A 23,716-nucleotide genomic window follows, 5' to 3' on the forward strand; every position below is an offset into this window, starting at 1 on the left:
CCGTGAGCGAGTCAGCCCTGCGGCACGAAGTGCTCGCAGGCAGGGTCCACGCTGCCCTCGATCGCCGTCTGGAATGCCGCCTCGAGCTCGCCCATGCACAGGTCCCAGAACAACCCTTGCCCGACCTCTTCGAACAGACCCGCCAGTGCCTGCGACTGCGTGGCGTCGATCGCCGAGCCGTAGGGTCCTTCGCAGTCCGATCCACCAGCAATCCCCAGGTATACGACCTGCTCGACGTTGCCACCCTTGGCCGCCACCAAACGATCGAAGATCTCCTGTGTCGACGCCACGTCTGCCAGTTCCTCGTCCTCGTCGGTGATCGCCACCACGAACAGGATGGCGTCCGAGCGCAAGAAGCCCGCGTTCGGCCCAATGATGGCAGGGCCCGAGACCGCCTCGGCCGCGGTCAACCCCGGCTGCTCGTCGTCGTCCTTGAAGGGCCCCTCGTCGATGCATATGTCCGCCTGCCCCTGGTGGCCGTGGTGCGAAAACGACGTGACGCACGCGTACTCGTCGGCTAGCGCAGGCGACTCCGAGCTCATGTAGTCCTTGCCGGTGGAGAACCCGCAGAACCCGTGTGCGCCGGTGTCGTGGAAGAATGCGGGCTTGGGGCACGCGTCGATCACTGCGAGGTGGAAGTCGTCGATCCCTCCGTTGATCGACAGCAGCGTCTCTGGGAGCGAGTCGAACACGGGCCCCTGCAGCGCGTCATGCTCTTCGGACATGCTGCCCGAGTTATCGACCGCAATGATCACGTCGACCTTGCGACAGCCGTCCTGATTTCCACCGTCCTCGGCGTTCATGGTGCCGCCGGCCAGCACGTCGAGCTTGGTGCCCGTGACCCCGCCACCGTCGTCCTCCGCGATCGCGTCGCTCGGGAGATGTATCCCGGTGCCGTTGCTGTCAGCCGATGGCAAGTCGTCGCTGGCGCATGCGCCCAACCCAGCCAGTGCCACTCCCAGGCCGAGCATCATCATCCCGACTTGCTTCACGCTCACTGATGGCATTTGTCGATCATGACACGCCGCGTGCCGGATGTCTGCGAAATCGAACGGCGAGTCGAGCCGTTTGATGTGTCGATTGAACGACCGAGCCAACCTTGCGCGCAGTCGTTCGACGGACGCGCCGGGCCAGATCAGAAGTGCATTCGTACGATTTCATGGCCATTCGATCGATGATCTGTGAAGTTGGTATTCGTCGTCATGGATGGTTCGGATCGAACGGTCGGACATGCGAGATCTGGCTGCGGCTCTCCTCCTGATCCTCGCTCCGACCACGCAGGCATGTCACGGTGGTGCTCATGACCCCCTTGCGTGCTCCCTCGTTCACCCGCGTTGCTCTCGTGCTCGTGTTCTTTGTTGCCGGTTGCTCGACGGGAGAGGAGTTGCCGCCGCTCGGCTCTACGAGCGCCGAGCCCGATGGAACGCTGACCACCGGGCTGTTCGACACCGTGGGCATCACGGCGGACTACCCTGTCGGCGGCTCGTCGTCCGACGATGGTGGCGTCGACGACACCAGTGGGGACGTCGGCTCGCCTCCGATCGGGTGCAACGAAGCCGATGACCCGGCACCTCTTGGCAGCGAGTGCGCCGACGACTGTGAGTGTGCTTCGGGTCATTGCCTTGGGTTGCCGCTCGATGGCGTTTGCTCGAAATGCACCACCCCACAGGAGTGCGCGGCCGCGCCCGAGTGTCCCGGTGGGGGGATGCTGTGCGGTATGCAGTGCGTCAATACCGACTCCAACAATGACTACTGCGGGATGTGCTTCGACCAATGTGCGGTGGGCGAGGTTTGCAGCGACGGCGCTTGCCAGCCGGGGTGCGGGCCCGGGTTGATCCTGTGTCCGACCGGGTGCGCCGATGCCTCCTCCGACCCGCTCAACTGTGGGGGGTGTGGCATCGCGTGCAACCCCATGCAGATGTGCAACATGGGCTTGTGCGAGGGCGGCCCGGTATGCGGGGTCGACAGGAGCCCGCCGGGGGGCGCCTGTCCCCCCGAGTGCACTGGCGGTTGCTCCGAGACCACGTGCACGATCGACTGCGCGAGCAACGGAGCGTGTGACGACGCCACCATCGTGTGCCCGGCAGATTTCGCATGCGAGGTGATCTGCAGTGGCGTTGATGCCTGCGACGATGCGAAGATCGACTGTCCGCCTGACTACGGCTGTCAGGTCTCGTGCGGCGGCGGGCACGATGCGTGCGGCGACATCCATCTCGACTGCGGTGATGGGACCTGCGAGATCGACTGCGAGGCCGACGCATGCTCGGGGGCCGAGGTCGACTGTGGGCTCGACGCTTGTACCGCCACCTGCAGAGGCAACCCGTTCCCGAAACTCAACGGCTGCGAGGGCTCGTGCGGCTGCACCCCGTGCTGAGCCCCTGCGTCGCATCCCGACCGGCGGCGGTGACGGACATCAGCCGCTGGCAAGCTCATCCTGCCTCGACGGGGAACAGCTCGCGAGCGCCTCGCCCAGCGGCTCGCTGCCCCCCTGCACGCAGTAGGTGTCCGCGGGATCGATGGGTCCCGCGCCGAAGGCCCGCACCGTGTACTCGTAGGCGCTGCCATAGCTGTCGACTGGCGAGATATTCGTGGTCCGAGGTCAGCTCGTCCATGGCCATGACCGCGTTCTCGTCACACCAGAAGGGCTTGGCGATGCGGATCTCCCGACCTTCACGAAGTGCGCATCTTCGTCGCCTTCGTCCAAGTCGTCGGGCAGATGGTCGCGCCACACCATGATCGTCCCGACGGCGCTCACGACCGAGCTCTCGACCTCCCGCCGGGCGTCCCACCGCACCTCCACGGGAGAATCCGCGTACCAACGAGGGTCCCGGAGATCGGGGGGGAACAAGACTTCGTCCTTGTCGCTCACGCCGAGCTACGATAGCCCAACCTGGGGCGTCGAGCGCGTCACGCCTTGGAGCGCCCCGAGCATCTCGGTGCCGCCGCCCCTTCAATCGGGGCGAGCCGTCCCTGGAAGTACCACTCGCCCTCCACGAACCGCATCCGAGGATCATCCAGCCGCGGTCGCACTTGGTCGATGATCTCCCGCTGCTGCACCACGGGTAGATCGGGCTCGTAGCTCCACTGCACCCCGTAGCGGATCACGAACTCGTCCGCGAGGCACCGCCGCAACCACAGCGGCAGTGCCATCGACAGCACGTCGAGATCCGTGTGAGGTCCTGCCAGCCTCCCGAGCCGATACCGCTGCCCTGGTCGCATGCGCTCGCCGTGCTCCGCGAGCCACCGTTCCCATACCACCGGCTCGGTGCTGATCCCGGAGCCCTCCAACGCCGTCCACGCTCGCTCGTCGACCGCCTCGCCCTCCGTGTCGTCCTCCATTTCAAGCCGCGCCCCGGTGATCAAGAACAACCCGAGAGCTGCCTCCTCGGCGTGCGCCTCCGTCCGAAGCTGCTCGACCAGCACCTCGAGCCCCCGCGGATCCCCGAACACTCCCAGCGCCAGCAACGCCTGCACCGGGTCTTCGCCCCGCGCGGCCTCCATCAGCCACGCCCCCATCGCCGGCCCGCCGCCCATCGCCACCGGCAGTATGGCCCACGGCGCGCGCTTGCGATGGGCGAGCCGGTGGAGCACCGACGCCTCCCCGCTCCGCAGTGCGGCCACGGCCGCCGCTCGAGCCACGACCGGATCGCCACAACGCACCTCGGCCAGCACGGCGCCCGGTACCGTCCCGGGTAGCTGCCCCAACGCCCGCAGCACCGCCGCTCGATCGGCGCACTCCCGCCCCGCTGCATCCCGCAGGTCGTCGGCCGCCACCGCCCACCCTCGTGCTCCCACGCAGGTCGCCAGCACCGATGCCACGTGTGGCCCGGCGTCCCGCAGCGCCTCCGCCACGAGTTCCGCCGCATCGCCGGGCAGTTGGTGCACCAGGGCATCCGCCACCGCCTGCCGCAGCGAGGCCGCAGCCCGCTCGTCGGTCGGCTCCTCGCAGTGCTCCTCCACTTCGAGCAACAGGACCCGCACGATCGAGAACCGGTGGAGCCGACACGCCAACGCCACCAGCGCGTAGAAGGTCCACGGTTCCTGTGGGGCCGCCTCGATCAACGCCACCCCCAGCGCCGCCTCCCCACCGCGCCCGAGCGCCTGCAGGTGCCCGTCGATCCGCGCCTCGACCTCGGCCAGGTCGTCGAGCGTGCCCTCCCAGTCGCACAACCACTCCCACCGCAGGTCGTACAGCTCGCCCACCATCCGCAGGTGCTCGCGATACGGTTCCATCATCGTGTCCCCTCCCCGCGCGACCCCGGACGGCTGCGCTCGGCCTCGTGCACCGATGGTGCTCCGACTTCGCCTCCCGCTCGCCGCTGGTCGCGGGTGCGTGGCCCCTCTGCCTGCGTCGGTCGCATCTTGGTCCTCGACTCGCGCCGCCTGCCGTCCAACGCCTCGAGCACGGGGGCGAGACGGGGGTTGTTCCGCTTCCATCGATCGACGTACTCCCGGACCGACTTGCGACTCATCCCAACGTTCTTGGCGCCGTACGTGATGTTCCCTGCGGCATCGAGTAGCGCAGCCGTGCATACGAGCGCTCGGGTCTCGCGGAGCAGCTCGGCGAGCTTGCGCGGGTCCGCGTCGATCGACAGCACCTTGCGGCCGAGCGCATCCCACTGCGCCCGAAGCTCCGCCCGCAGGTCGACCAGCCTCGTGATCACCGGCCGGTCCAGGTGCCCCTCGATGAACGTCAGCTCCACCGGTTGCCCGACCATGCCGGGCTCGATCGGGATGGTCGCAAGCGCCTTGGCTCGCAGGCATTCACCGCTGGGCGCGACCAGTTTCACCACGACTTCGAGGTCCTCCGAGACCTCGACCACGGTGCCCATCAGCGGCTCGAATCGGAGCGAAGGGTCGGACTCACTCGCGGCGTCCGGATCCTCGGGTGACCCTGTGTTCATGCCTCACCTCCCTTGTTCTTCGACCAATGCAGGAAGACCGCGGCGGGCATCGGGATCAGCGTGGGGTTCGACTTCAGCCACTCGTGCAGTAGCTTGCGAATGCTCCGCCGGCAGCACCCGAGCCGGATCGCGGCGGCCGCCAGGTTCCCCTTGCTCTCGACCACTGCCCAAACGACGGTCAGCACCGCAGACTCGCGGACGATCTCCGCGAACGTGGCACGGCATCGGGGCTCGTGAACGAACACCCGCTCTCCGAGCGCCTCCCAGCGCCCCGTCAGCTCGGCATGCCAGTCGTGCCCCAGCTCTGGATCCGTCGTCTTGACGTCCTCGCCGAGGATCTCCCTCACGGTCGAGATCGCGTCATCCAAGCTCCCATCCCCTTTCTGCTCGTCAGTCGAGCTCGATCTTCTCCGCGCCATACATGCTGATCTCGCCCGCCGTCACGATGCCGATGCGGCTGGCCGCTTCGGCGGGCTACTCCAGCGTCCAGGTGGCCAGCTCGACGGACATCCCGCCGCCGTTGCCGTTGCCGTTGCCGTCCGAGGAGCCCGAGCGCAGCACCAGCGTGCCCTCGGCCGGGCGACCGGCGTCATGGGAGAGCTCGACATAGAGCGTGGCGTTCGGGTCGACCGGCTCCACGCCCAGGGCGTCGAGGTCGTCCAGTTCGCCGGTCATCGTGGCCGAGCCGAATTCGTCGAAGAGCGCTCCGGCCACGATGGTCGTGTCGAGCGCCCCGTCATCGGTCCGTAGGGCAAGCTCCACGTCGGCCTCGACCCAGTCGGAGCAGACGACGCGATCGTTCCTCCAAGGGAACCTCGAGTCGACCACCCGCTCGAGGTCGATCTCCTGAGCCATGGTCGGTTCGTGCACCGTCACGGTGATCCGCGTCTGCCCGGGTGGAGGCAATCCACGGATGTACGGCTCGCTCGACGCCCACCGCAGCGGGCCGGAACGCTCGCCCACGACTGCGGCCACCATCTCGCCGAAGGTCACTCCGATGACGAGCGGCGCGTCCTCGTCGGTCACGGGAGGGTGGTCGACCTGGAAGCATCCGCCCTTGCTCTCGCAGCCAACGAGCACGGCCGTTGCCGTGAGCAGCCCGATGGTGGTCGGAGACGCGCTCATGACCGCCCCACGCCCTTGGTTGCCGTTGCCTCGACCCCGCCCCGGGCGGCACGCTCGGCTCTCTCTGCACACAGCTTGGCCCGTCTGGCTCGGTGCCTGGCGTTGTCCTTCTCCCGAACTTCCGCCCGCTTCGCCTCCTGTTCGTCCGACGAGTAGATCCCACGCGGTCGCTTCGGTCGCTCGGGGATGTGCTGCGGGTGCCGCTGCGCCCAGATCTTGACATGGCCGCGTAGGACGTTGCGGCTCGTGCCACGGCGTCCTGCGGCTCTCGTGATGCTCCCTTGCTCGCGGTGCCAGGCCACGACGCAGGCCAGGATTTTCAGCTCCTCGCACAACTGCGCCAGCTTGCGCCCGCTCGGCTCGTGCCCCAGGACGTCTTGCTCGATGGCCTTCCACTGGCGCTCGACCTCCACCCGCCACGCCTCGATCTCCGCTTCCATGTCTTGCCTCTCTCCTGTCTCAGTTGAGCTCGATCTTCTCGGTGCCACGGATCTTCACCTCGCCTTCCGTCACGATCTCGATCCGCTCGTCCGCCTCGACCCCGACGTCTCGACTCCGAACGCCGATGCGACTCGTCGCTGCGAGGTCGATGCTCTCGTTCGCCTCGATCCCGACGCGTCGACCTCGAACGTCGATACGGCTCGCGGACTCGACGTCGATCTCGTCGCCCTTGATGGTCTCGATCTCGGTGGTCGGGCCCTTGAGCACCGCCATGCTCGCGGTCACCGCCACGAGCATGTCGGTGCCCAGCTCGATCTTCGTGGCCGCCCGCAGCGTGGCCGCGTCCTGTTCGAGCACCAATGCCGCGCTCGGGCACTCGACCGAGATCCGCGGGGCTCGGAGCACGATGCCGTTGGGGCGCAGCTCCAGGCGGCTGCTACCGCAGCAGAACACGATCGGCTCGACCGACCGCAGCTCGAAACCTCCCGCGGGCGCTTCGGGCTCCGTGTCCATGGGAGCGCTGGCGGACTCGGCGGGGGTCGCCACCTCCCCGACGTGCACGGCGTAGCCACCGCGAAAGCGGGCGGTGGCCTTGCCGCTCACGATGTGGCGGTGCTCGCCGGCCGTGATCGTGGTGTCGTCCTTGCCGATCCTCGCGATGCGCGAGCCCTCGACGGCGAGCGTCTGGTTGCGACCCACCTCGGTGCAGTGGTGGGCGAGCACCTGCTCACGGAGGTTGCGCTGGGCGTGTAGGAACACCTCCTCCGCCCCCGCCAAGTCCTCGAACGACAGTTCGTTGAAGCCCTCGCCGGCGATGGTCCGGGTGCGAAGCACGGTGCGGGTCGCGTGCCCGGGCAGCTCGTAGGGCGGCCCCGCTACGCCGTCGTGGACGCAGGCGCAGCAGATCGGCCGGTCGGGATCGCCGGCGATGAACGACACCAGCACCTCGGTACCCACCCGCGGGATGAACACCGCGCCGAAGTCGTCACCCGCCCACGGTGTGGCCACGCGTAGCCAGCACGACGTGGGCTCGCCCTCGTGCTCCTGCTCGTCCCACAGCATGCGGACGCGGACACGACCGAAGCGATCGGTGTGGATCGCCTCGCCGGGTGGCCCCGTGACCACGGCCGACTGCATGCCCACGGCCCTGGGTTTCGTGAGCCGAGGCGGAACGACATGTGCTCGCAACGGCTGACACTCGAGGTCGTTGCCGTACATGAAGGGCAGCCCGTCGGCCTCGCTCGTGTCGTCGGCGAGCGCTCGCAGGTCCTCGGCTCTCGCGATCGCCTCGCCCCCGAGCTCACGTGGACCTTCTGCGCGAGCCTCGTGGCGAACCGCCGTCACCACCCACTGGTCGCCGAGTTCGTCGTCGGGCCCCTCGAGCAACTCGAACACCGAGCCCACACGCAGGCCGATCACATTGGAGCACGCGCGCAGCCGCGTCGCCGTCGCGTGGTCGCGACCCCGCTGGAGCTGCACCCGTCGCCCCATGCGGTCCGCGGCCAGGCCCTCGGCCGCCGCGGCTTCGTCGAACCGTCCCTCGTTCGCTTCCCACCACTCGCCGACGGCCGCGGGGTCGATCGTGCTGGTCTCCGAGCGCACCGACATCCCCGGCACCTGCCAGTCCCACGCCGTCGCCGTCCACTTTCGCCGCCGCAGCCGGCTCTGGCGACCCAGCGCGGCGATACCCTCGAACGGTAGCTCGTCGACGTCCTGGCCCACGAAGGGGATCCGCGGCGGCGACCGGTCGTCGTCCTCGAGCGGCTCCCGCCCCGCGTTGGGCAGCACCTCGTTGGCGTCGACCAGCACCACCGTCTCGGTCCCCGCGTCGTGGTCGAAGAGCACGGTGATCCCATCGTCCGCGAGGATCCGCAGCACGAAGTCGAGGTCGGTCTCGCGGTACTGGACGCAAAAGTCCCGCGGCGGATGGAGCCGCCGCAGCCGATCCACGCAGACGAGGCCACCGTGCTCGGCCAGCACCGGACCCATCACGGCCAACGCGATCTCCACCACGCATTGGCCCTGGAACATCCGGCTGCGCCGCGAGAGCCCGAGCAGGGCGAACGCGGGCACCACGTGGAGTTCCACCATCGGCTCGACCTCGCTCCCTTCGACACCGCGGACGAGCTCGGCCTCGAGCACGATGCCGTGCACCGTTCGCCCATGGATCCCGCGAGCGAGCTCGAGCACCACGCGCCCGCCGAGCAGCCCCTCGATCCCCGCCTTGGGCAGGGGGCCCAGGGCCGTCACCGCGAGCGCGTAGGGAGCATGCAGGCGCTCGTCGAGCACGAACGACCGCACCGCCCACTCGTGCTCGTCCGGGTCGCCCCGGAGCTGGAGGTACAGCCGGACGCGCGGCGACGGCAGCTCGTCGAGGCCATCCGGGAGCGCGTCGTGGGCCTGAACGTCATGCGGCATGGGGGGTGTGCTCCTCGGGTTGGATCTCGGTGGTGGCCACGGCGATCTCCAGCGCCCGGGTCGCCCGCATGCGATCGAGCGGGTAGCGCTCGGGCGAGGCGATCACCGCCGTGTAGTCGAAGCTCCAGCCGTCCACGTCGCGGTGGGCGAAGCGGAGCTCGAAGGTCTGCTGGCTGTCACGGGCGGTCGCGAGGTAGATCCCCACGAGCCCCGACGTGCCCATGGCCGAGCCCGGGGGGATCCGCTTGGGCTGACGAGCGAGCGCGATCCCTTTGATCCACAGCTCGTGGTGCAGTCGGTGCTGCCGCGTCTGCACTGGCTCGGGGCGGTCGTACTGCCAGCGGGTGGCGTCGATCCGCAGGCCCACCGAGCCCTGCGCCGCGTCGGTGGGCTCGGCCACCCATCGCGTCGTACCCACCCATGGGGGCGGCTGCGGTCGGGCGGTCCAGGACTCTGGCAAGCAGAACGCCATGTACGGCCCGCCGCGGCGCACCCGGGGCTCCACCTCGCGGCAGAACGTCGGCCGGTCCAGGGCCATCAGCACCCCGCACGGCCACAGGACGTCGTGCATCCGGTCCCAGGTCGAGGCAGGCCCGGCCACGTCGACCCGCAGCAAGCGCCCGTTGTCGACGAACCCGGTCGCGCGACGCACCTCCACGCGACGGTCGATCGTCCGCAGGCCGCCTACCTCGAAACGCGGGTGCCAGCGGGCCTCGAGCGGCTGAGCCATCGCGATCGACCAGCCCGCGAGCTCCCATCCATGACGCACCCACTCCACCGGGTCGACGTCCCACCGCAGGCGTGTGGCCGACACGATGATCCGCGGGCCCTCGATGTCGGGGTCGGGCGCGAAGAGCCCGAGGATCTCCGGTCGCCCCACCGGGGCCTGAACACCAAGGCCCTGCACACGGCCCCAGCCCTTGGGGATCGGCAGGGAGTAGGCCAGGGTCGGATCGCCGGTCGGCACGATCGCCTGGCGGCGGTGGGTCTGCGCCACCTGCTCGAGCACGTGCGGCGCGTCGCGAAAGGGTGGGGCTCGTAGCGTGGTCATCGTCGGTCGTCCTCTCGCGTTGCTTCGGCCCAGAGCCGGGTCGGCCGAGCCACGCCCTGGGCTCGTGCGCGTGGTCCGTCGAGCACGAGCCCGAGGATTTCCTTGCGCTCGCTTGGCTCGGGCTCGATGCGGCGCCACGAGAACGGCAGGCCGGCGGGTCGTGGCGAGGGCTTGGTCCCGGTCGAGCACCAGCCCACCACTGGTCGCGGCGTCGGCCCGATCACCACCGACGGGCAACCGACTACGATCGGGTTGAACCCGTGCGACCCCTCGTCCACGTAGTCGCCGACCCGCAGAGCCTGAAAGCCGTTGATCTCGACCTTGCTCTGCGTCGCCACGAACCCGCCGCCGGCATGCGGTTCGAGCTCGGCCCGGGGGCACACGTGGCCGTCGCAGCTACGCAGCGCTGGGCGGCCACCGATGAAGACATTGGAGCTGCCCGGGCCCGGCGCGATCGGACCGCCGTGGAGCATCATGTCGCCCACCCGCGCCGCGAACCCGGCCGCGGGCGTGAGCACCAGCTTGCTCCACTGCTCCAGGCACCCGTGCTCGCTCCCGTCGAAACACCACACCGCGTCGTCGACGTCGACCGCGAGCAGGTACTCGGGATGCTCGGCCAGGTCGGCGAGTGGCTCGAACACCGCCGGCTTGCTTGCTCGCAGGGAATCCCGAGATGCGATCATCGGCCGGGGCCGGCCATCCGCACGCGAGCGCCGTGCGGTGTCCCGCAGAGCCGGCTCGAGCAACGCCCGAAGGGACTGGGCTCGGTCGTCGTCGAGCCACTCCACCGTGTGGGTCGGTTGCCTGCCCTCGGGTCGAGGCTTCCTTCGACGGAAGCGCTCGGGAAGTCGCACCGCGTGCACGACCTCGGTCAAGGCATCCCAGGCGCCCAGGGTTGGGTTCACAGGTGGGGGGTGGAGGGTCATGGGTACTCGTTGAAAGGTCGCTGGGCGCAGACGCATCGAGGACGCAAGAACCCGACGCAGCCACGGCAATTGGCCACGAGCGAGGAGCGGCGCCCTTGGAGGAGGCGACTATCTACGGTGGGTGTACCTACGGGGGCTCGTGATGATCACTGGGGGCAAGCATGACGCTCCCGCCGCCACCGTTCGGCAGCGGTCGTGGGAACGTCGACGGTAGAAGGAGTCGAGGGAAGGGCCCGGGTCGTTCTATGGCACGTCGGCCCCCGCATAGTCGGCAGAGCCGTCGATGGTGGGGCGTAGGTCACCATGGATGTCGGACGGCGGGTCACCGTCTTCCCACTGGGCCGCATTGGTGAGCTGTACGGGAGGGCTGGCCAGGGTGAAATCACCCGTGGGGTAGCCCGCGAACCATCCTGCCTGAACGGGCCCGAGCGTGACGTTGTCCGCCCCCATGATGGCGGTCTCGCTTGCGCTGTAGCTCACCGTTGCCATCGAGCATGCAAGCTCGGGGATGTCGTCGAGCGCCGCAAGGATCGAATTCCGGATCGTCACGTCAGAGCCCGCAGTGCAGGAAAGCGCACGGGCCATGCCGAAGGAGCCGTTCCCGCCACCAACGGTCGTGTAGAGAACCGATGCAGTGGAACCGTCGATCATCACGGCATCGACGTCACTCTGATCGCCGCCGACGAAGCAGTTCCGCAGCACCAACTCCGAGGCGTTCTGCGCCACGATGCCGCCACCGAGGTTGATGACGATGCGGCTACGGTCAAGCCACGCCCGACCACCATCCACTCGCACCCCGGGCGGGATGTTCGACTGGTTGCCGGACACCTGTATGCCGTCCATGACGACCGTAGCGTCCGTGATGGTGAGCTGAGGGGTCATCCCCGAGTTCCTCACCCAGCGCGGCGGATCGACCGTTGGGCCCAGCTCCGCCGCCAGGAATGCCAGCACGCGCCCGCCATCTACGGTGACCGATTCGTTGTAGTCGCCGGCATGCACGATGATCGTGCCCTCGGCACCCGCCGCGAAGCTCATCACCGCCGCTGAGAGGGTGCCGTACTTTTCCCCGGCCCCCACGTGCACCACGGCATCCCCGGGCAGGCACGCCCCCGTGAAGAGGTTGCACGCCGCCTCGCCGCATTGGCCGTGCTCGGTACACGGCACGCACGTACTGGTCGCGTCGTCGCACACCGGCGTCTCGCCCTGGCACGCCTCGGGAGCTTCCGCCGTGCACTGCACGCACACCCCACCCACGCATAGCGGTGCCGCCGGATCGACCCCCGCGCAGGCACCATCGGGGTCGTCGGTGCCGTTGCACGCGACGCACTCCCCGCTCACCGGCTCGCAGAACGGCGCCGCCGCATCCGGGCAATCCTCGCCGTCGACGCAGGGCATCGATCCCGTCGTGCTGCTCTCACCGCTACTGCTGCTACTTCCCGTCCCGGTCCCCTCGTCGGTCGAGGTTGACTCATCACCGCTGCTCGAAGACGTGTCGCCCAAGCACGCAGCATCGTCTTCGAAGCGGCTCTGTCCACCGCAAGGGCTGTAGCAGGCGTCCTCTACCGGTCTCTCCGCGACACATCCATCCTCGGGGGTAGCGCCGCACGCCGTGCAGTAGGTTCGTTCGCCAGGGTAGCGATCCGCACACGTCCGATCGCCCTCCAGATTCGCGCAGTGGTCGGGGTTGGGCCGCACAGTCAGGCAGCCGAGGGAGAGACCAAGGCCCATCCCCACCAGCACCCCCGTGCTTCGCATCATCGCCATTGTCATCGTGTTCGTCATGACTCAGCTCCCCAGATTCAGAACCGTCCGCGCAGCACCACGCCAGCATGCGAGCCCTCGAGCATCGGACCCCAGCCAAGGCGTTCGCTCGAGCGCTTGCGAACAGCGTGGGTCACGAGCAGCCCAATCCCAGCAGCAACCGCAACACCACCAAGGACCGCAACCCCGATCCCCGGCGGCCGGTAGTTCCGCTCGGTGATCTCGACGGCCAGGCCATCGTCCACCTCGCGTGTCCCGGCCGCCACCAGCCCGATCCCTACGCCCAACGCGACGCCACCCGGGACCAGGAGCCCCAGTCCCACGTTGCGCAGGGTCAAGGAAGCCTCGGCCGGCTGCGCCCCGCCCTCGGACGGCGGCGCGGTCGTGTCTGCCTCGTCATCGATACCCGCGGTGCTCTCCTCGACCCCCGGATCGGCATCCGTCGCCGCTGCCTCCACGGCCGTCGGCTCGGGTTGCTCGGGCAGGTGCTCCGCCGCCTCCGTCACCCGCGTCCGCACCACCTCGAGCAGCTCGGCGTCGTCCTCCTTGAACCAGCTCGTGGGATGCCCGGCGTACACCTCATTGCCGTCGGTGGACACCGTGACGCGGAAGATCACCGCATCGCGAGGCTTCGTGTCCCCGAAGGGTCGTATCTCGATCTTCACCTCGGTCTGCGCATCGTCCTCGAGCACCACACCATGCTCGTCCCGCAGCGTGCCTTCGGCCGCCTTGCGCACGGACGGCTCCAGTGCCTTTGCATCCTTCGGGTCGAGCTGCTCCCCGGTCACATTGACGCGGACCGGAGCTGGTGCCGCCCAGGCAGTGCCCGCGACGAGTTGAGTGATCACGATCATCGCCACCAGCGACAGCGTGCTCGGTGCGCTGCGCCCCTTGCCTAGGGTTTCCACACGTTCTGCTCGCATTCGGATCTCCACTTCTGGATCTCGGGGTCACTGGAGCCCTTGGCCAGATGCCCACACGCTTCGTATTGCCCGGTCTCGGCGAGGGCTCGCACTCGGAGTCGCTTGCGCTCGTCGTCCTCGGGCCAGCACCGCCCATCCTGCGTGGCCGCGAGGACCTTCTTCCACGCCCGGCGGCGGTCTGCGTCATGGGCACGTCGACGTCGAGCCTCGCACGAGCTCACCGAAGAGGGGCTCGACGCCTGCTGGTTCGACGTCTTGGGCTCGTCCGACGGCTTCTTGGGCTCGGTGTCGTCGGTGTCCGTGGTGGGCGCCACTGGTTCGGGAGCGGGTTGGGGCGGCTTCACCTCGCTGGGAGGGTCAGTCGACGCTTGGTCCGTCTCGCTCGACTCGACCGGAGCCGTCGTCTGCTCGACCGGAGCCGTCTGCTCGACCGGACCCGTCGGCTCCCCATCACTCGGTCCCACCTGCGAGGTGGTCTTCGGCGTGGCGGGCTCCTCGACGCCCTCGTGTTCCTCGACCGGGGGTGACGTCTGTCCCTCATGCTCGACCATCGCGGTGGCCAGCCACCACCCGACCATCCCGCCGATCACCAACGTCAACGACGACAGCAAGGCCACCGTGGACCAGAAGCGCCGCGGTTCCGGGCTGGGCTCGGGCGGGCTGGGCTCGGACACCGGCTCCGCGATCGTGTGAGCATCGAGCTCGTCCTCGCTCGGCTTCGTAGCCGTGGGCAGGGGCACGAGCTCGGCAACCGCAGGGGGAAAGATCTGGTCGAGCCGCTCGACCAGATCCGTCGCGCTCTGGGGCCGCTCCTTGGGGTCGCGGCGAAGGCAATCGTCGACGAGCTCGGCCAGCCCGTCGGGCCAAGCCATGCCCCAGCGCTTGATCGATCGCACCTCGCGGTCCCCCTTCTGCTGCCACTCGATGTACTCCTCCCGATCGAGGTGGGCGAAGGGGCTGCATCCGACGAGCATCTCGGTGAGCACGACTCCGAACGCGAACACGTCCATCGTCTCGGCCGGTATCGCGAGCAGGGCTTGCTCGGGGGCCATGTAGCCCTCGGTTCCCGGAACCTCGCCGAGGAAGGTCAACCGATTTCCATGGGTCGACGTGGGAGCGTCGAGTTCGCCCGCAAGCCCGAAGTCGAAGATCTTGGCGACCTTGGTGCCCGACTGGATCAAGATGTTCGAGGGGGTCAGATCGCGATGCACGATGCCGGCGGCATGGATCGCCACCAGCCCACGCGCGATCTGCCGGGCCCACATGGCCACTTGGTCCAGCGGAAGCCGACGGAGCGTCACTCGCTCCATGGCCAGCGTAGGGCCTCGTACCGGCTCCATCGTCATGAACAGTCGCCCGTCACAGTCGGCCAGCTCGCCCACGTCGATCACCGACACCACGTTCGGGTGGGTGCCCACGCGACGGGCGTACTCCGCCTCGTTGCGGAACCGCTGCTCTCGCTCGGCTCGACCCATGTACCTCGCGGCGATCAGCTTGAGCGCGACCTCCCGCCTCCGTCTTCGGTCGTAGGCGAGGTACACCTCGCCCATTCCGCCGCGCCCGAGCTCGGACCGCACCTCGAAGCGGCCGGAGCCGACCGTGCGCCCCTCGAGCGAGGCCGCATCCGAATCGGTGGCCACGGGCAACGGCTGGGAGCTGGCGCTCATCGCCGTACCTCCGCCTTCGGAATGCTCACCTGACATGCGATGGGGATCATCACGCCGAAGGTGAACGTGGCCAGCAGCAGCAACCCAATCGGCCCGGCAAGGACGTGACGCCACGGGACGACCCCTTGGATGGTGCCGCCGAAGGTCCTCGACACCCACCCCATGCGGGTGAACATGCCCATGGCCGGGACCAGCTCGCTCGGCCCCGCGTCTCTTGCCGTACCCGTCGCGGTGAACGAAGGCGGAGGGCGCCGAACAGTTGGTTCGCGCTTCGGCTCGGCCTTCGCCGCCGGCTGCTCGTCACGTCCTCGATCTCCCACCCCCTCTGGCTGTGCCTCGTACCCCATGGCCCCGTCGCCACGGATCTCGACGGCGTCCGCCGCTGCGCTCGGATTCTCGTCGTTGGCGATCGGCGTGCCGCAAGGCCCGAATCGAGCGGTTGTCTGGACCTCGAACGGATCGGAGCCCGCGTCCATGGCCCGATGCAGCCGCACCTCCGCATGGGCTCGCGGCTGCAAGAGGGTGGGCGGACGACCGTCCCCGCTTGGCTCCTCCGGGGCATCGCAGTCCGACGTTCTCTTCATGGCGCCCCCATGCTTGCGGGCCTGGCCCTGCTTGCGCATGTGGTCGGCCCACAACTCCGGATCCCGATGGGCGAACCGCGTCAGACCCGAGTGCGCCTCACCGAAATAGAACTCATAGAGCTCCTTGATCGGGATGGGCGAAGTGAACAGCTCGATCCCCAGCTCCTCGATCCGCTTGATCACCTCCACCGCCGCGTCGGGCCGGTCCGCCCACGATACCGCCAACATCTCGCGCAAGAGCGTTCGCAGGCCCTCGGGCACGTCCGGGCGCCGCAGCTCGGGCACGCCGCCCTCGAAGATGTCCCGGAGGACGTCGTCCTCGGTCTTGCAGTGGCTTCGGAAGCGCTCACCCTCGATCAGCTCGAAGATCAGTGCCCCCACCGCATAGATGTCGCTCTCGACCCGAGGGTTGCCCTGCGCCTGCTCGCGGGGCATGTAGACGAGGTTGCCCTTCATGCTGCGCGTGGTCTTGGCTCCTGCGATGCGTGCCACCCCGAAGTCGAGCAGCTTGATCTCTCCCGAGGAGGAGACCATCACGTTGTAGGGGGTCACGTCGCGGTGGACGATGCCCACCCGCTTGCGGCCCAGCTTGTAGGTGTGGGCGTGGTCGAGCCCGCACAGCAGTTGGATCGCGATCGAGAGCACCAGCGAGAGATCGAGCGGTTTGCCGATCTTCTTGACCAGCGTGCGGGCGAAGTGGTGGAGGCTCACCCCGTCGACCCAGCTCATCACCATGTAGAGCTGGTCGTCGATCTCGCCCACGTCGAACACCGTCACGATGTTGCCGTGGTCGAACTTCATGCTCGTCCGCGCCTCGGAGAGGAACATCTCGCGGAAGCGCGGGTCAGCCGACAGCTCGGGGCGGATCACCTTCACCGCAACGGGCCTGATCGAGTTGCCCACCCCGAACCGAGCGCCCGCATACACCTGCGCCATGCCCCCCTCACCGATGAGGTTGAGGATTTCGTGTCCTGGGATCGCGATCTCGGTCATCGGCTCGTGCTACGGGCTGAGGGGCTCGGTTAGTCTCGCGAACGACCTGGGAAGGGTCGAGGTCGCCGGGGTGCGGGTGCATCCCGTGGCGGGTCGGCCGAGCATTCATCAAGTCCCGTGCCAGAATTGCGAGTCAGTGAAAACAGGGCGATAGCGCGTGCGGTTGGTGCGCACTGGTACTTTTCGAGGGACTTTGGTCCGCGGAGGTACCACCCCCCCGGTCGACGGGCGGTGCATCGGTGGGTGGCGAGGTGCTGTGTGGCACCAAAGGTCCACCTCGGTCGAGGGTCGCGGCGCCGGTACGCGGCGGACCGGCAGGCGCGGTGCCCTCGAGGGGCTTCCGCTGCGCGGACGCCTTGGTACCGTGTTGGGCGTGGCAAAGCCGGTGCTCCATGTGCTCCCGCGAACGGTTCGGCAACCGCCTCCGCCGGCGATCCTCGTGCGTCGCCCAGGCCAGCTCCGGCTGCGAATCACGGATGGGTCTGCCTCGGCCCGGGCCGAGGCGTTCACCAAGGATCGGATCACCTGCGGTCGCAACGTGGTCAACGACATCGTGCTCGACGACCCAAAACTGAGCGGGACGCACTTCTCGCTCGAGCTGGCGCAGGACGGGGTGCGGGTCGTGGATCGGAGCAGCACCAACGGCACTTGGTTCTGCGGCGGTCGGGTGTCCGAGCTGATGCTTTCCGCCGGGATGTCCTTCTCCGCGGGGGCCTACCGCTTCGAGATCCTCGGGACCGACTCGGTCGAGGTTCCCGTCCTCATGGCGAGCGAGTTCCAAGGCATGCACGGCGAGAGCACGGCGATGCGCGAGGTCTTCGCTCGACTCTCGCGGCTGGCCGATACCGACCTCGACTTGTTCGTCGAGGGAGAGACGGGCACGGGCAAGGAGATGGTCGCCCGCGCGCTGCATGCCGCGTCGCCGCGGTCGCACCTTCCGTTCGCGGTGCTCGACTGCGCGTGGCTCACCCGCAACCTCGCCGAGGAGGAGATCTTCGGGCACGTCAAGGGAGCCTATACGCAGGCACACGACGACGCGCCCGGGTGCTTCGAGGAGGCCAACGGAGGCACCCTGTTCATCGATGAGATCGGCGAGCTGCCGATGGACCTCCAGCCGCGGCTGCTGCGGGTGCTCGACCGACGGGAGGTCCAGCGGCTCGGAGAGCGGAAGCCGCGGAAGGTCGACGTGCGGGTGGTGGCGGCGACGAACCGCGATCTGCGACAGATGGTGGCCAACGGGCAGTTCCGAGAGGATCTCTACTTCCGGCTGATCGAGGAGAGCATCCGGCTGCCGCCGTTGCGAGAGCGCGACGGGGACGCCAACTACCTCGCCGAGGTGATGCTGACGCAGCTCTCGCAGGAAGTTGGACGCGAGCTCTCGCTGACCCGCGAGGCCCGCGAGGCAGTCAAGCTCTACGCCTGGCCGGGGAACGTGCGCGAGCTCTACAAGGTGTTGCGCCGGGTGTCTCGGCTGGCGCAGTCGCCGATGATCGGGCCGAGCGATCTCCGGCTCAGCTCCGTGGAGGCATCGGAGCGGAGGACAGGGTGCTTCGAGCTGCCGTTCTCCGAGGCGGTTCCGGCGTTCGAGACGGAGTACTTCAAGCGGCTGATGGTGGACGCGGGTGGGAACCTCAGCGAGGCGGCGCGGCGGTCGGGGTTCACCCGCAGGGCGTTGCGCGAGCGCTTGAAGCGGCACGGGGTGTACGAAGGAGCGGCGGCGGTTGAAGAGTGAGGGCTCCCTCGCCGCGGGCTCTACCGGAGCCTACTGGGATCGGCTCCACGGCTCTCATCGCTCGTCGTTTGCCAGGTCGGCGTTTCCGAACGTGCCAAAGCCGTCGGCATGGCCGCCCATGTTGCGGGCAAGTGAATCAAGCTGCGACTCGATCGCGACCACGGCCTCGTAGGTCGGCACGAGGATTTTGGTGCAGTAGCACGTCCAATCGCCTGTCTCGGCGTCCTGCTCCACGCTCGTCTCGAATCCGAGTTCGGCGGCACGAGCCGCCATGATGCGTCCACCCCGTTCATTAGGAATGGCAACGAAGAAGTCCATCTTCAGCGGGCGGTTCAAATCCGAACCATCCTGAGCGATTCGCTCGAGTGCCGCCCGCGTCGCATCGTGATGCTGATTCGGCACGCGTCAGCCTCTATTCTTCGTAGTCGCCGTCGGCGAACATGTGTTCCGGGAGAGGCTCCGCAGGCAGCGGGGTATCGCGATGACCGATGAACTCGTCGTAGAGCATACCGTCAGCGGTGACGGCGCTCTCAGCTTGCAGCACATCGAGCCTCGCCTGGCCGACGGGGATGCGCGAGATTTCACTGGATTGCTCAGCCGCATCGAGGAACTCCCGGATAGCGCGTGCGATGAGTAGGTCCCCCTCCGCAGAGAACATTCCGAAGCTCCGCGGGAACCGCGAGCGATCCTGTCCCCACACGAAGTAACAATTGAGCGCGAGATGCATCGACTCCCGCACATCGGTATCCGTGACCTCCTCGTGCTCGAGCGCAATGCGCTTCAACTTCTCCAGCAGTGCGACCACCGCACGTTCTAGACTTTTCACAGCTCACCGTCCTCCATACGGAACCGCTTTCCGGGCGATTCGACCTTGTTGTAGTTTGATGGGCTATTGACCCCTCCTTGAGCATCTATACGCCGGGACTCCTGTTTGAAGGCATCCCGCTTGTTCACTGCCGGAGTCCAGTCTGTGGCGGTGTGTGGGTCGTCATTCGTACGGGCCTGACGCCGACCCGACTGTTGAGAGCGCTCTCGGGAACCTTTGCCGGAGTAGGTTTTGCCGCTGGCGTGCGTGTTGGTGTACGAGCCGGTCTGCTTGGCCCCCCGTGCGGCCTTGCGCACGTCGCCCGCCGCGTCTGCGACGTCCCCGACCGCATCGACGGCATCCCCGAGTCGCTTGCCTGCCTTGCCGCCGGGGATGAGGCTGAGCAGTCCCTCCGCCCCCGAGGACATGAGCACGTCGAAAGTGTCCTCGCCATTGTCGAGCCGCTGGACCGCATCGTACACCGACTTGAGCGTCGACACGATGGGGATGAAGTCGGTCCCGATGTCCGCCGCGGTGCGGGCCAAGTCGTCGATCGGGGCGTCCCAGATGTAGACCGGGCCGCGCTTGGTCACCCCCCCGGAGCAGGCGGAGATCTCGGCGCACATGTCCGGGGTCACCCGGATCGTGAACTCCGGTGTGCCGCCGGGCTGTCCGGCGTCGCCACCGTGCCGCGTGTGGCCGGCCGTGTGCGGGTTGTGGCTCGGGCCGCCCTGACCGATCCCGTTGTACGCGTCGAACATCGCCACGGCGCGGTTCCACGAGTCGAGCGCGGAGCTCGGGGAGTTGGGATCGGGGACGACGATCGGGCGGTAGCAGTGGGTCTCGCTGTCGCACAGTCGCGGCAGCGCCCGCACGTCGTCGTCCGAGGCGCCGAAGCTCCCGGCGTAGCCCGTGGGGTCGGTGGCCACGAGCGGCCGGTTGTGCACGTAGCTCCAGCGGTTGTACGCCTGACCGTCGAGCGGCGAGACCACCAGCGGGTCGGGCGAGAAGAACCTCCCGAGCACGGGGTGGTACATGCGACCGCCCATGTCCAAGAGGCCGGCGTCGAGCCGCGCGGGGTGACCGGTGAAGCCGACGCCGAGCAGGTCGAGCACGTCGTCGTCGATCGGCTGCGTCCAGTCCTCCGCGTCGCGGGCCTGGCCCCATGGGTCGAACGAGGCGCGGCGGATCACCGCGCCGGTGTCGTCGGTGACCACGTCGGTCGAGCCGAGGTGGTCGTCGTGCAGGAACTCGATCGCATCGTTCCACACGCCGGATCCCGCCGGTTCCCCGAGCTTGGTGATTCCCCCGAGCCCTGGCGTTCGCACGATCTGCGCCACGGTGCGCCCGGCTGCGGGTACGCGGTACGTCAGCCGTCGCGCGCCCGCGATCTCGCGACGCTCGTAGAGACCCTGCAGCACCACCGTGAGATCGTCCTCGAGCGCCGAGTGCCGCGAGAAACGATTGCCCTGCGCGTCGTAGCGAAAATCCAGCGTTTCGGCGCCGTCGACGATCTGCCGCACCTTGTCGAACGGCGTGTACGTGAGCGTGCGGCCGCCGTGGTCGATGACGTTGCCGCGGGCGTCGTAGCCCATCAGCACGGGTACGCCGATGCCGTGGGCGAAGAGCCGCCCGTCCTCGTAGACGTAGCTTCCCACGTCGGTCTTGTGGGTGATGTTGCCGATGTCGTCGTACGAGACGTCGACGACGCTGCTGCCGAGTGTTCCGGTGACCGATGCCTGCGTCAGCCGCCGCAGGTCGTCGTGCTCGAACGCCTCCTGCTGCCCGTGCACGAGGTCGGAGCGCTGCTCGAGCTCGCCCCACGGGTGCCAGTCGTAGTCCAGGCTCTGGACCAGAGTACCGGGGCTCGCGGTCTGCACGGTGGTGGGCAGGCCCGTGAGCGGCTCGTAGGTGCGGGTGGTTTCGAGGCCATTGCCGAAGCGCTCGAGCGTGAGGCGACCGGCCTCGTCGGCCTGGAGTGCCGACCACAGCACCGTGGCGCCGCCAACTCTGACTCGGCGTAGATAGCCGGCGCCATCGTAATCATAGTCAGCGCGCAGGCCAGGGTCTCCATCCACCGACGGGTAGTGCAGCGTCTGCAACCTGTCGCCGAGCCCGTAGTCGAAGTGCAGCTCCAGCGCCCCGGGCACCGTGAGCATGAGGTCGGACACCGTGACCGTGTCCAGGCGCCCGGAGGCGTCGTAGCCGTAGGTGGTCAGGATGTCGTCGGGGCCCTCGCTCGTGTGCAGCCGGCCGGGCCTGATGACATCGTAGGTGTGCGTGGTGTCGCCGTCGGCGTCGTGGCGCTCGAGCATGCGGCCGAGGGCGTCGTACTCGAACCCGATGACCTCGCCGGCACCGTCGCTTTGCTCGAGCAGCTCTCCAAAGCCGTTGTAGACCCGACTGCGGGTACCGAACGATGGATCGGTCTCGCCGACGATCCGACCCGCCACGTCGTGCTCGTACGTGCTGACCCAGGGCGTGTGCGGATCGGCGCAATCCCGACGGACCTCGCCGAGCACACCGAAGGCGCCGTACTCGAAGCAGGTGCTCGTCCCATGGGGATCGATGCTCACCGCCACTCTCGAGGCGGCATCCGTCTGCAACAGCGAGGTCGCGTCGCTCTCGTCCGTGTGGGCGATCTGCAATCCCTTCGCCAGCAGTCCGTAGGCGAAGTACTCGTGGTCGCCGTCGGGGTGCTCGACGTCGGTCACCCGATCGAGGCCGTCGTACTCGGTGGTGGTGTAGGCGCTCGGCTGCTCCGAGGCCCAGGTGGGGAGGCTCCGACGATGCACGCGACCGCGCCCGTCGTAGAGCGTGCTGACGTAGACCTCGTCCCCATGGCCGCCCGTGTTGATGGGCACCTCGTCGAGCGCCTGCATGCCCCACCACGCCTCCTGCATCACGTGACCGGTGGCGCCGTAGTCGGTGGTGAGTTCCTGGCCATCGGGCGCGGTCGTCCGCACGCGCAGCGCCGACTCGATCTGGAACGTGTCATCGTGGACCGGGCCACCGAGCGCGTACACGAACGTGGTCACGTGCCCATCGGACAGCCCCATCGGCGACACGCGTCGCTCGTGCCGGGTGGGTCGCAGGAAGCCGTCGTAGCGATGCACCCAGGTCACCCCGTCGGCGGCGACCTCGGCGATCGGTACCCCCGTGCTGGGATCGTGGATCACCCAGCTCTCGTGCCCCGCCGCATTGGTCATCGACTCGGGATGCACACCCTCGATGTCCCACTTGGTGGTGGTGGTGCGGACGTCGCCCTGGAGGTTGGTCAGGGTGGTGGTGACCACGTTGCCGCGGACGTCGTAGGCGTAGGTGGTGTGAAGCCGCGCCACCGAGTCGTCGGGGGCGAAGGTCGAGCTGGTGACGGTCCCAGTGGTGGGATCGTAGGTCGCGGTGTGAGCACGCTCGACGCACTCACCACCCACGCAGCTCTGCTCGCTCCACGCCTCCGCACGGCCCACGATCCACGCGGATTGATCGTCGAGCATCGCATCCACCTCGTAGACGCGCTCCTCCTCGTCGTTGGTGGTCGTGGAGGAGACGATCGTGCCCAGGCCATCGCGCTCTTGCTCGATCGTGAGCCACTGGAAGCGCTCGCTGGGCCTGAACTCGCAGTCGATCGTGCAGCTCACGTCCCGCACGAACACGTCCACGTCCTGGCGTGCCGGGTAGGTGAACAGCGTGTCGCCACCCAGGCGAGGCTCGACCACCGTCTGCAGCTGCTGCTGCGTGCGCGTGAGCCAGTACTGCACCGCCCCAGCGTCGTCGACGGCTCGGCGCTGCTCGAGCTGCTCCACCGGGCGACCGGCCGTGGGATAGTCGGCGTGCTGATCGTCGCGATCGTAGGCGTAGCGGATCCACGTGTGGTGCTCGAGCTGCCCGTCGCGCCAGCGCTCGACCTCGGCAAAGCCGAGCAGGCCGTGGCCCCACGCGTCGACCACGGCGTCGTGATAGGCGTAGCGGTCGACCTCGAGGTCGGCCTGCGGGTTGGCCTGCGTCGCATGCCGGGTGACCACGGCCATCGCCCCCTTGGCGCCCGTCCGCGGGTAGGTGTGCGGGCCCGAGATGCCGTGCGCGCCCGTCGTGGAGATGGTCTCGTAGTCGATCTCCACGATCGCCCCGAGTCCGTTGGTGATCGTCGTGACGCGGTTGTGCGGCTCGCTGTAGTTGGTGGCGAAGGTGTTGATGAGGTACGGCCAGTCGGTTGGGTTGTCCTCGACGTACCCGAGGAAGGTGATCTGCGCACGCTCGTGGACGGCCGGGGCGAGCGTCATCACCTGGAGCCGCGTGGCTGCCTCGGTCCGCTCGCGCCAGGTGGTGTCGTCGGTGTACGCGGGCCACCCTGAAGGGATCCCTCCCACGGGATGATCGGTGTAC

General features: G+C 68.3%; 19 protein-coding genes. 2 read left to right on the top strand and 17 right to left on the bottom strand.

The window, feature by feature from the left end; all coding sequences use genetic code 11:
* Positions 1–11: 11 nt before the first annotated feature.
* Positions 12–1,007: a hypothetical protein gene (locus OEB96_RS46300; RefSeq protein WP_266223435.1), complete on the bottom strand. Its 996-nt coding sequence runs from the start codon at positions 1,005–1,007 to the stop codon at positions 12–14.
* A 293-nt stretch (positions 1,008–1,300) separates the two neighbouring features.
* Here OEB96_RS46300 and OEB96_RS46305 point away from each other — a divergent pair, with 293 nt between their 5' ends.
* Entirely contained in the window at positions 1,301–2,374 is a 1,074-nt protein-coding gene (locus tag OEB96_RS46305) for a hypothetical protein (protein WP_266223436.1), read from the top strand.
* A 39-nt stretch (positions 2,375–2,413) separates the two neighbouring features.
* On the opposite strand, the gene OEB96_RS46310 is transcribed toward OEB96_RS46305, so the two are convergent.
* The 13 genes from OEB96_RS46310 to OEB96_RS46370 form a co-directional block, all read right to left on the bottom strand.
* A complete protein-coding gene (locus tag OEB96_RS46310; protein ID WP_266223437.1) occupies positions 2,414–2,542 on the bottom strand; it encodes a hypothetical protein in 129 nt (42 codons plus the stop codon).
* Positions 2,543–2,907: 365 nt separating this feature from the next.
* Positions 2,908–4,236: a hypothetical protein gene (locus OEB96_RS46315; protein ID WP_266223438.1), complete on the bottom strand. Its 1,329-nt coding sequence runs from the start codon at positions 4,234–4,236 to the stop codon at positions 2,908–2,910.
* Positions 4,233–4,904: a DUF6484 domain-containing protein gene (locus OEB96_RS46320; RefSeq protein ID WP_266223439.1), complete on the bottom strand. Its 672-nt coding sequence runs from the start codon at positions 4,902–4,904 to the stop codon at positions 4,233–4,235. The genes OEB96_RS46315 and OEB96_RS46320 overlap by 4 nt, the downstream gene beginning before the upstream one ends.
* Complete coding sequence (locus OEB96_RS46325) at positions 4,901–5,272, bottom strand: hypothetical protein (protein WP_266213716.1); 372 nt, start codon at positions 5,270–5,272, stop codon at positions 4,901–4,903. The genes OEB96_RS46320 and OEB96_RS46325 overlap by 4 nt, the downstream gene beginning before the upstream one ends.
* Positions 5,273–5,378: 106 nt before the next feature.
* The gene (locus tag OEB96_RS46330; RefSeq protein WP_266223440.1) at positions 5,379–6,029 is read right to left on the bottom strand and encodes a hypothetical protein; all 651 of its coding nucleotides are present in this window, start codon (positions 6,027–6,029) and stop codon (positions 5,379–5,381) included.
* A complete protein-coding gene (locus OEB96_RS46335; protein ID WP_266223441.1) occupies positions 6,026–6,469 on the bottom strand; it encodes a hypothetical protein in 444 nt (147 codons plus the stop codon). The genes OEB96_RS46330 and OEB96_RS46335 overlap by 4 nt, the downstream gene beginning before the upstream one ends.
* Positions 6,470–6,488: 19 nt before the next feature.
* Positions 6,489–8,888: a type VI secretion system Vgr family protein gene (locus OEB96_RS46340; RefSeq protein ID WP_266223442.1), complete on the bottom strand. Its 2,400-nt coding sequence runs from the start codon at positions 8,886–8,888 to the stop codon at positions 6,489–6,491.
* A complete protein-coding gene (locus tag OEB96_RS46345; protein WP_266223443.1) occupies positions 8,878–9,939 on the bottom strand; it encodes a hypothetical protein in 1,062 nt (353 codons plus the stop codon). The genes OEB96_RS46340 and OEB96_RS46345 overlap by 11 nt, the downstream gene beginning before the upstream one ends.
* Positions 9,936–10,865, bottom strand: coding sequence for a PAAR domain-containing protein (locus OEB96_RS46350; RefSeq protein WP_266223444.1), 930 nt, complete (start codon positions 10,863–10,865; stop codon positions 9,936–9,938). The genes OEB96_RS46345 and OEB96_RS46350 overlap by 4 nt, the downstream gene beginning before the upstream one ends.
* 243 nt (positions 10,866–11,108) lie before the next feature.
* A complete protein-coding gene (locus OEB96_RS46355) occupies positions 11,109–12,056 on the bottom strand; it encodes a right-handed parallel beta-helix repeat-containing protein (RefSeq protein WP_266223445.1) in 948 nt (315 codons plus the stop codon).
* 608 nt (positions 12,057–12,664) lie between these two features.
* Positions 12,665–13,549, bottom strand: coding sequence for a hypothetical protein (locus OEB96_RS46360; protein WP_266223446.1), 885 nt, complete (start codon positions 13,547–13,549; stop codon positions 12,665–12,667).
* The gene (locus tag OEB96_RS46365; RefSeq protein WP_266223447.1) at positions 13,522–15,216 is read right to left on the bottom strand and encodes a serine/threonine-protein kinase; all 1,695 of its coding nucleotides are present in this window, start codon (positions 15,214–15,216) and stop codon (positions 13,522–13,524) included. Before OEB96_RS46365 ends, OEB96_RS46360 begins: the two co-directional genes overlap by 28 nt.
* Positions 15,213–16,793, bottom strand: coding sequence for a serine/threonine-protein kinase (locus OEB96_RS46370; RefSeq protein WP_266223448.1), 1,581 nt, complete (start codon positions 16,791–16,793; stop codon positions 15,213–15,215). Before OEB96_RS46370 ends, OEB96_RS46365 begins: the two co-directional genes overlap by 4 nt.
* A 439-nt stretch (positions 16,794–17,232) precedes the next feature.
* Between OEB96_RS46370 and OEB96_RS46375 the strand changes: the two genes are divergently transcribed.
* Positions 17,233–18,525, top strand: coding sequence for a sigma 54-interacting transcriptional regulator (locus OEB96_RS46375; RefSeq protein ID WP_266223449.1), 1,293 nt, complete (start codon positions 17,233–17,235; stop codon positions 18,523–18,525).
* A gap of 54 nt (positions 18,526–18,579) precedes the next feature.
* On the opposite strand, the gene OEB96_RS46380 is transcribed toward OEB96_RS46375, so the two are convergent.
* The 3 genes from OEB96_RS46380 to OEB96_RS46390 are packed head-to-tail and all read right to left on the bottom strand — an operon-like array spanning position 18,580 to position 23,700.
* Entirely contained in the window at positions 18,580–18,927 is a 348-nt protein-coding gene (locus OEB96_RS46380) for a ribonuclease E inhibitor RraB (RefSeq protein WP_266223450.1), read from the bottom strand.
* Positions 18,928–18,937: 10 nt separating this feature from the next.
* Positions 18,938–19,330, bottom strand: coding sequence for a hypothetical protein (locus tag OEB96_RS46385; RefSeq protein ID WP_266223451.1), 393 nt, complete (start codon positions 19,328–19,330; stop codon positions 18,938–18,940).
* A gap of 17 nt (positions 19,331–19,347) precedes the next feature.
* Positions 19,348–23,700, bottom strand: coding sequence for an RHS repeat domain-containing protein (locus OEB96_RS46390; RefSeq protein WP_266223452.1), 4,353 nt, complete (start codon positions 23,698–23,700; stop codon positions 19,348–19,350).
* Positions 23,701–23,716 lie beyond the last annotated feature (16 nt).

The organism is Paraliomyxa miuraensis (genome assembly GCF_026337845.1).
In the GTDB taxonomy this organism is placed as follows: domain Bacteria; phylum Myxococcota_A; class Polyangia; order Nannocystales; family Nannocystaceae; genus Paraliomyxa; species Paraliomyxa miuraensis.

What these genes read in the sequence shown, in the direction of transcription:
- OEB96_RS46300 (WP_266223435.1), bottom strand. Translation starts at nt 1,007, where the DNA reads ATGCCATCAGTGAGCGTGAAGCAAGTCGGGATGATGATGCTCGGCCTG.
- OEB96_RS46305 (WP_266223436.1), top strand. Translation starts at nt 1,301, where the DNA reads ATGACCCCCTTGCGTGCTCCCTCGTTCACCCGCGTTGCTCTCGTGCTC.
- OEB96_RS46315 (WP_266223438.1), bottom strand. Translation starts at nt 4,236, where the DNA reads ATGATGGAACCGTATCGCGAGCACCTGCGGATGGTGGGCGAGCTGTAC.
- OEB96_RS46320 (WP_266223439.1), bottom strand. Translation starts at nt 4,904, where the DNA reads ATGAACACAGGGTCACCCGAGGATCCGGACGCCGCGAGTGAGTCCGAC.
- OEB96_RS46330 (WP_266223440.1), bottom strand. Translation starts at nt 6,029, where the DNA reads ATGAGCGCGTCTCCGACCACCATCGGGCTGCTCACGGCAACGGCCGTG.
- OEB96_RS46335 (WP_266223441.1), bottom strand. Translation starts at nt 6,469, where the DNA reads ATGGAAGCGGAGATCGAGGCGTGGCGGGTGGAGGTCGAGCGCCAGTGG.
- OEB96_RS46340 (WP_266223442.1), bottom strand. Translation starts at nt 8,888, where the DNA reads ATGCCGCATGACGTTCAGGCCCACGACGCGCTCCCGGATGGCCTCGAC.
- OEB96_RS46345 (WP_266223443.1), bottom strand. Translation starts at nt 9,939, where the DNA reads ATGACCACGCTACGAGCCCCACCCTTTCGCGACGCGCCGCACGTGCTC.
- OEB96_RS46350 (WP_266223444.1), bottom strand. Translation starts at nt 10,865, where the DNA reads ATGACCCTCCACCCCCCACCTGTGAACCCAACCCTGGGCGCCTGGGAT.
- OEB96_RS46360 (WP_266223446.1), bottom strand. Translation starts at nt 13,549, where the DNA reads ATGCGAGCAGAACGTGTGGAAACCCTAGGCAAGGGGCGCAGCGCACCG.
- OEB96_RS46365 (WP_266223447.1), bottom strand. Translation starts at nt 15,216, where the DNA reads ATGAGCGCCAGCTCCCAGCCGTTGCCCGTGGCCACCGATTCGGATGCG.
- OEB96_RS46370 (WP_266223448.1), bottom strand. Translation starts at nt 16,793, where the DNA reads ATGACCGAGATCGCGATCCCAGGACACGAAATCCTCAACCTCATCGGT.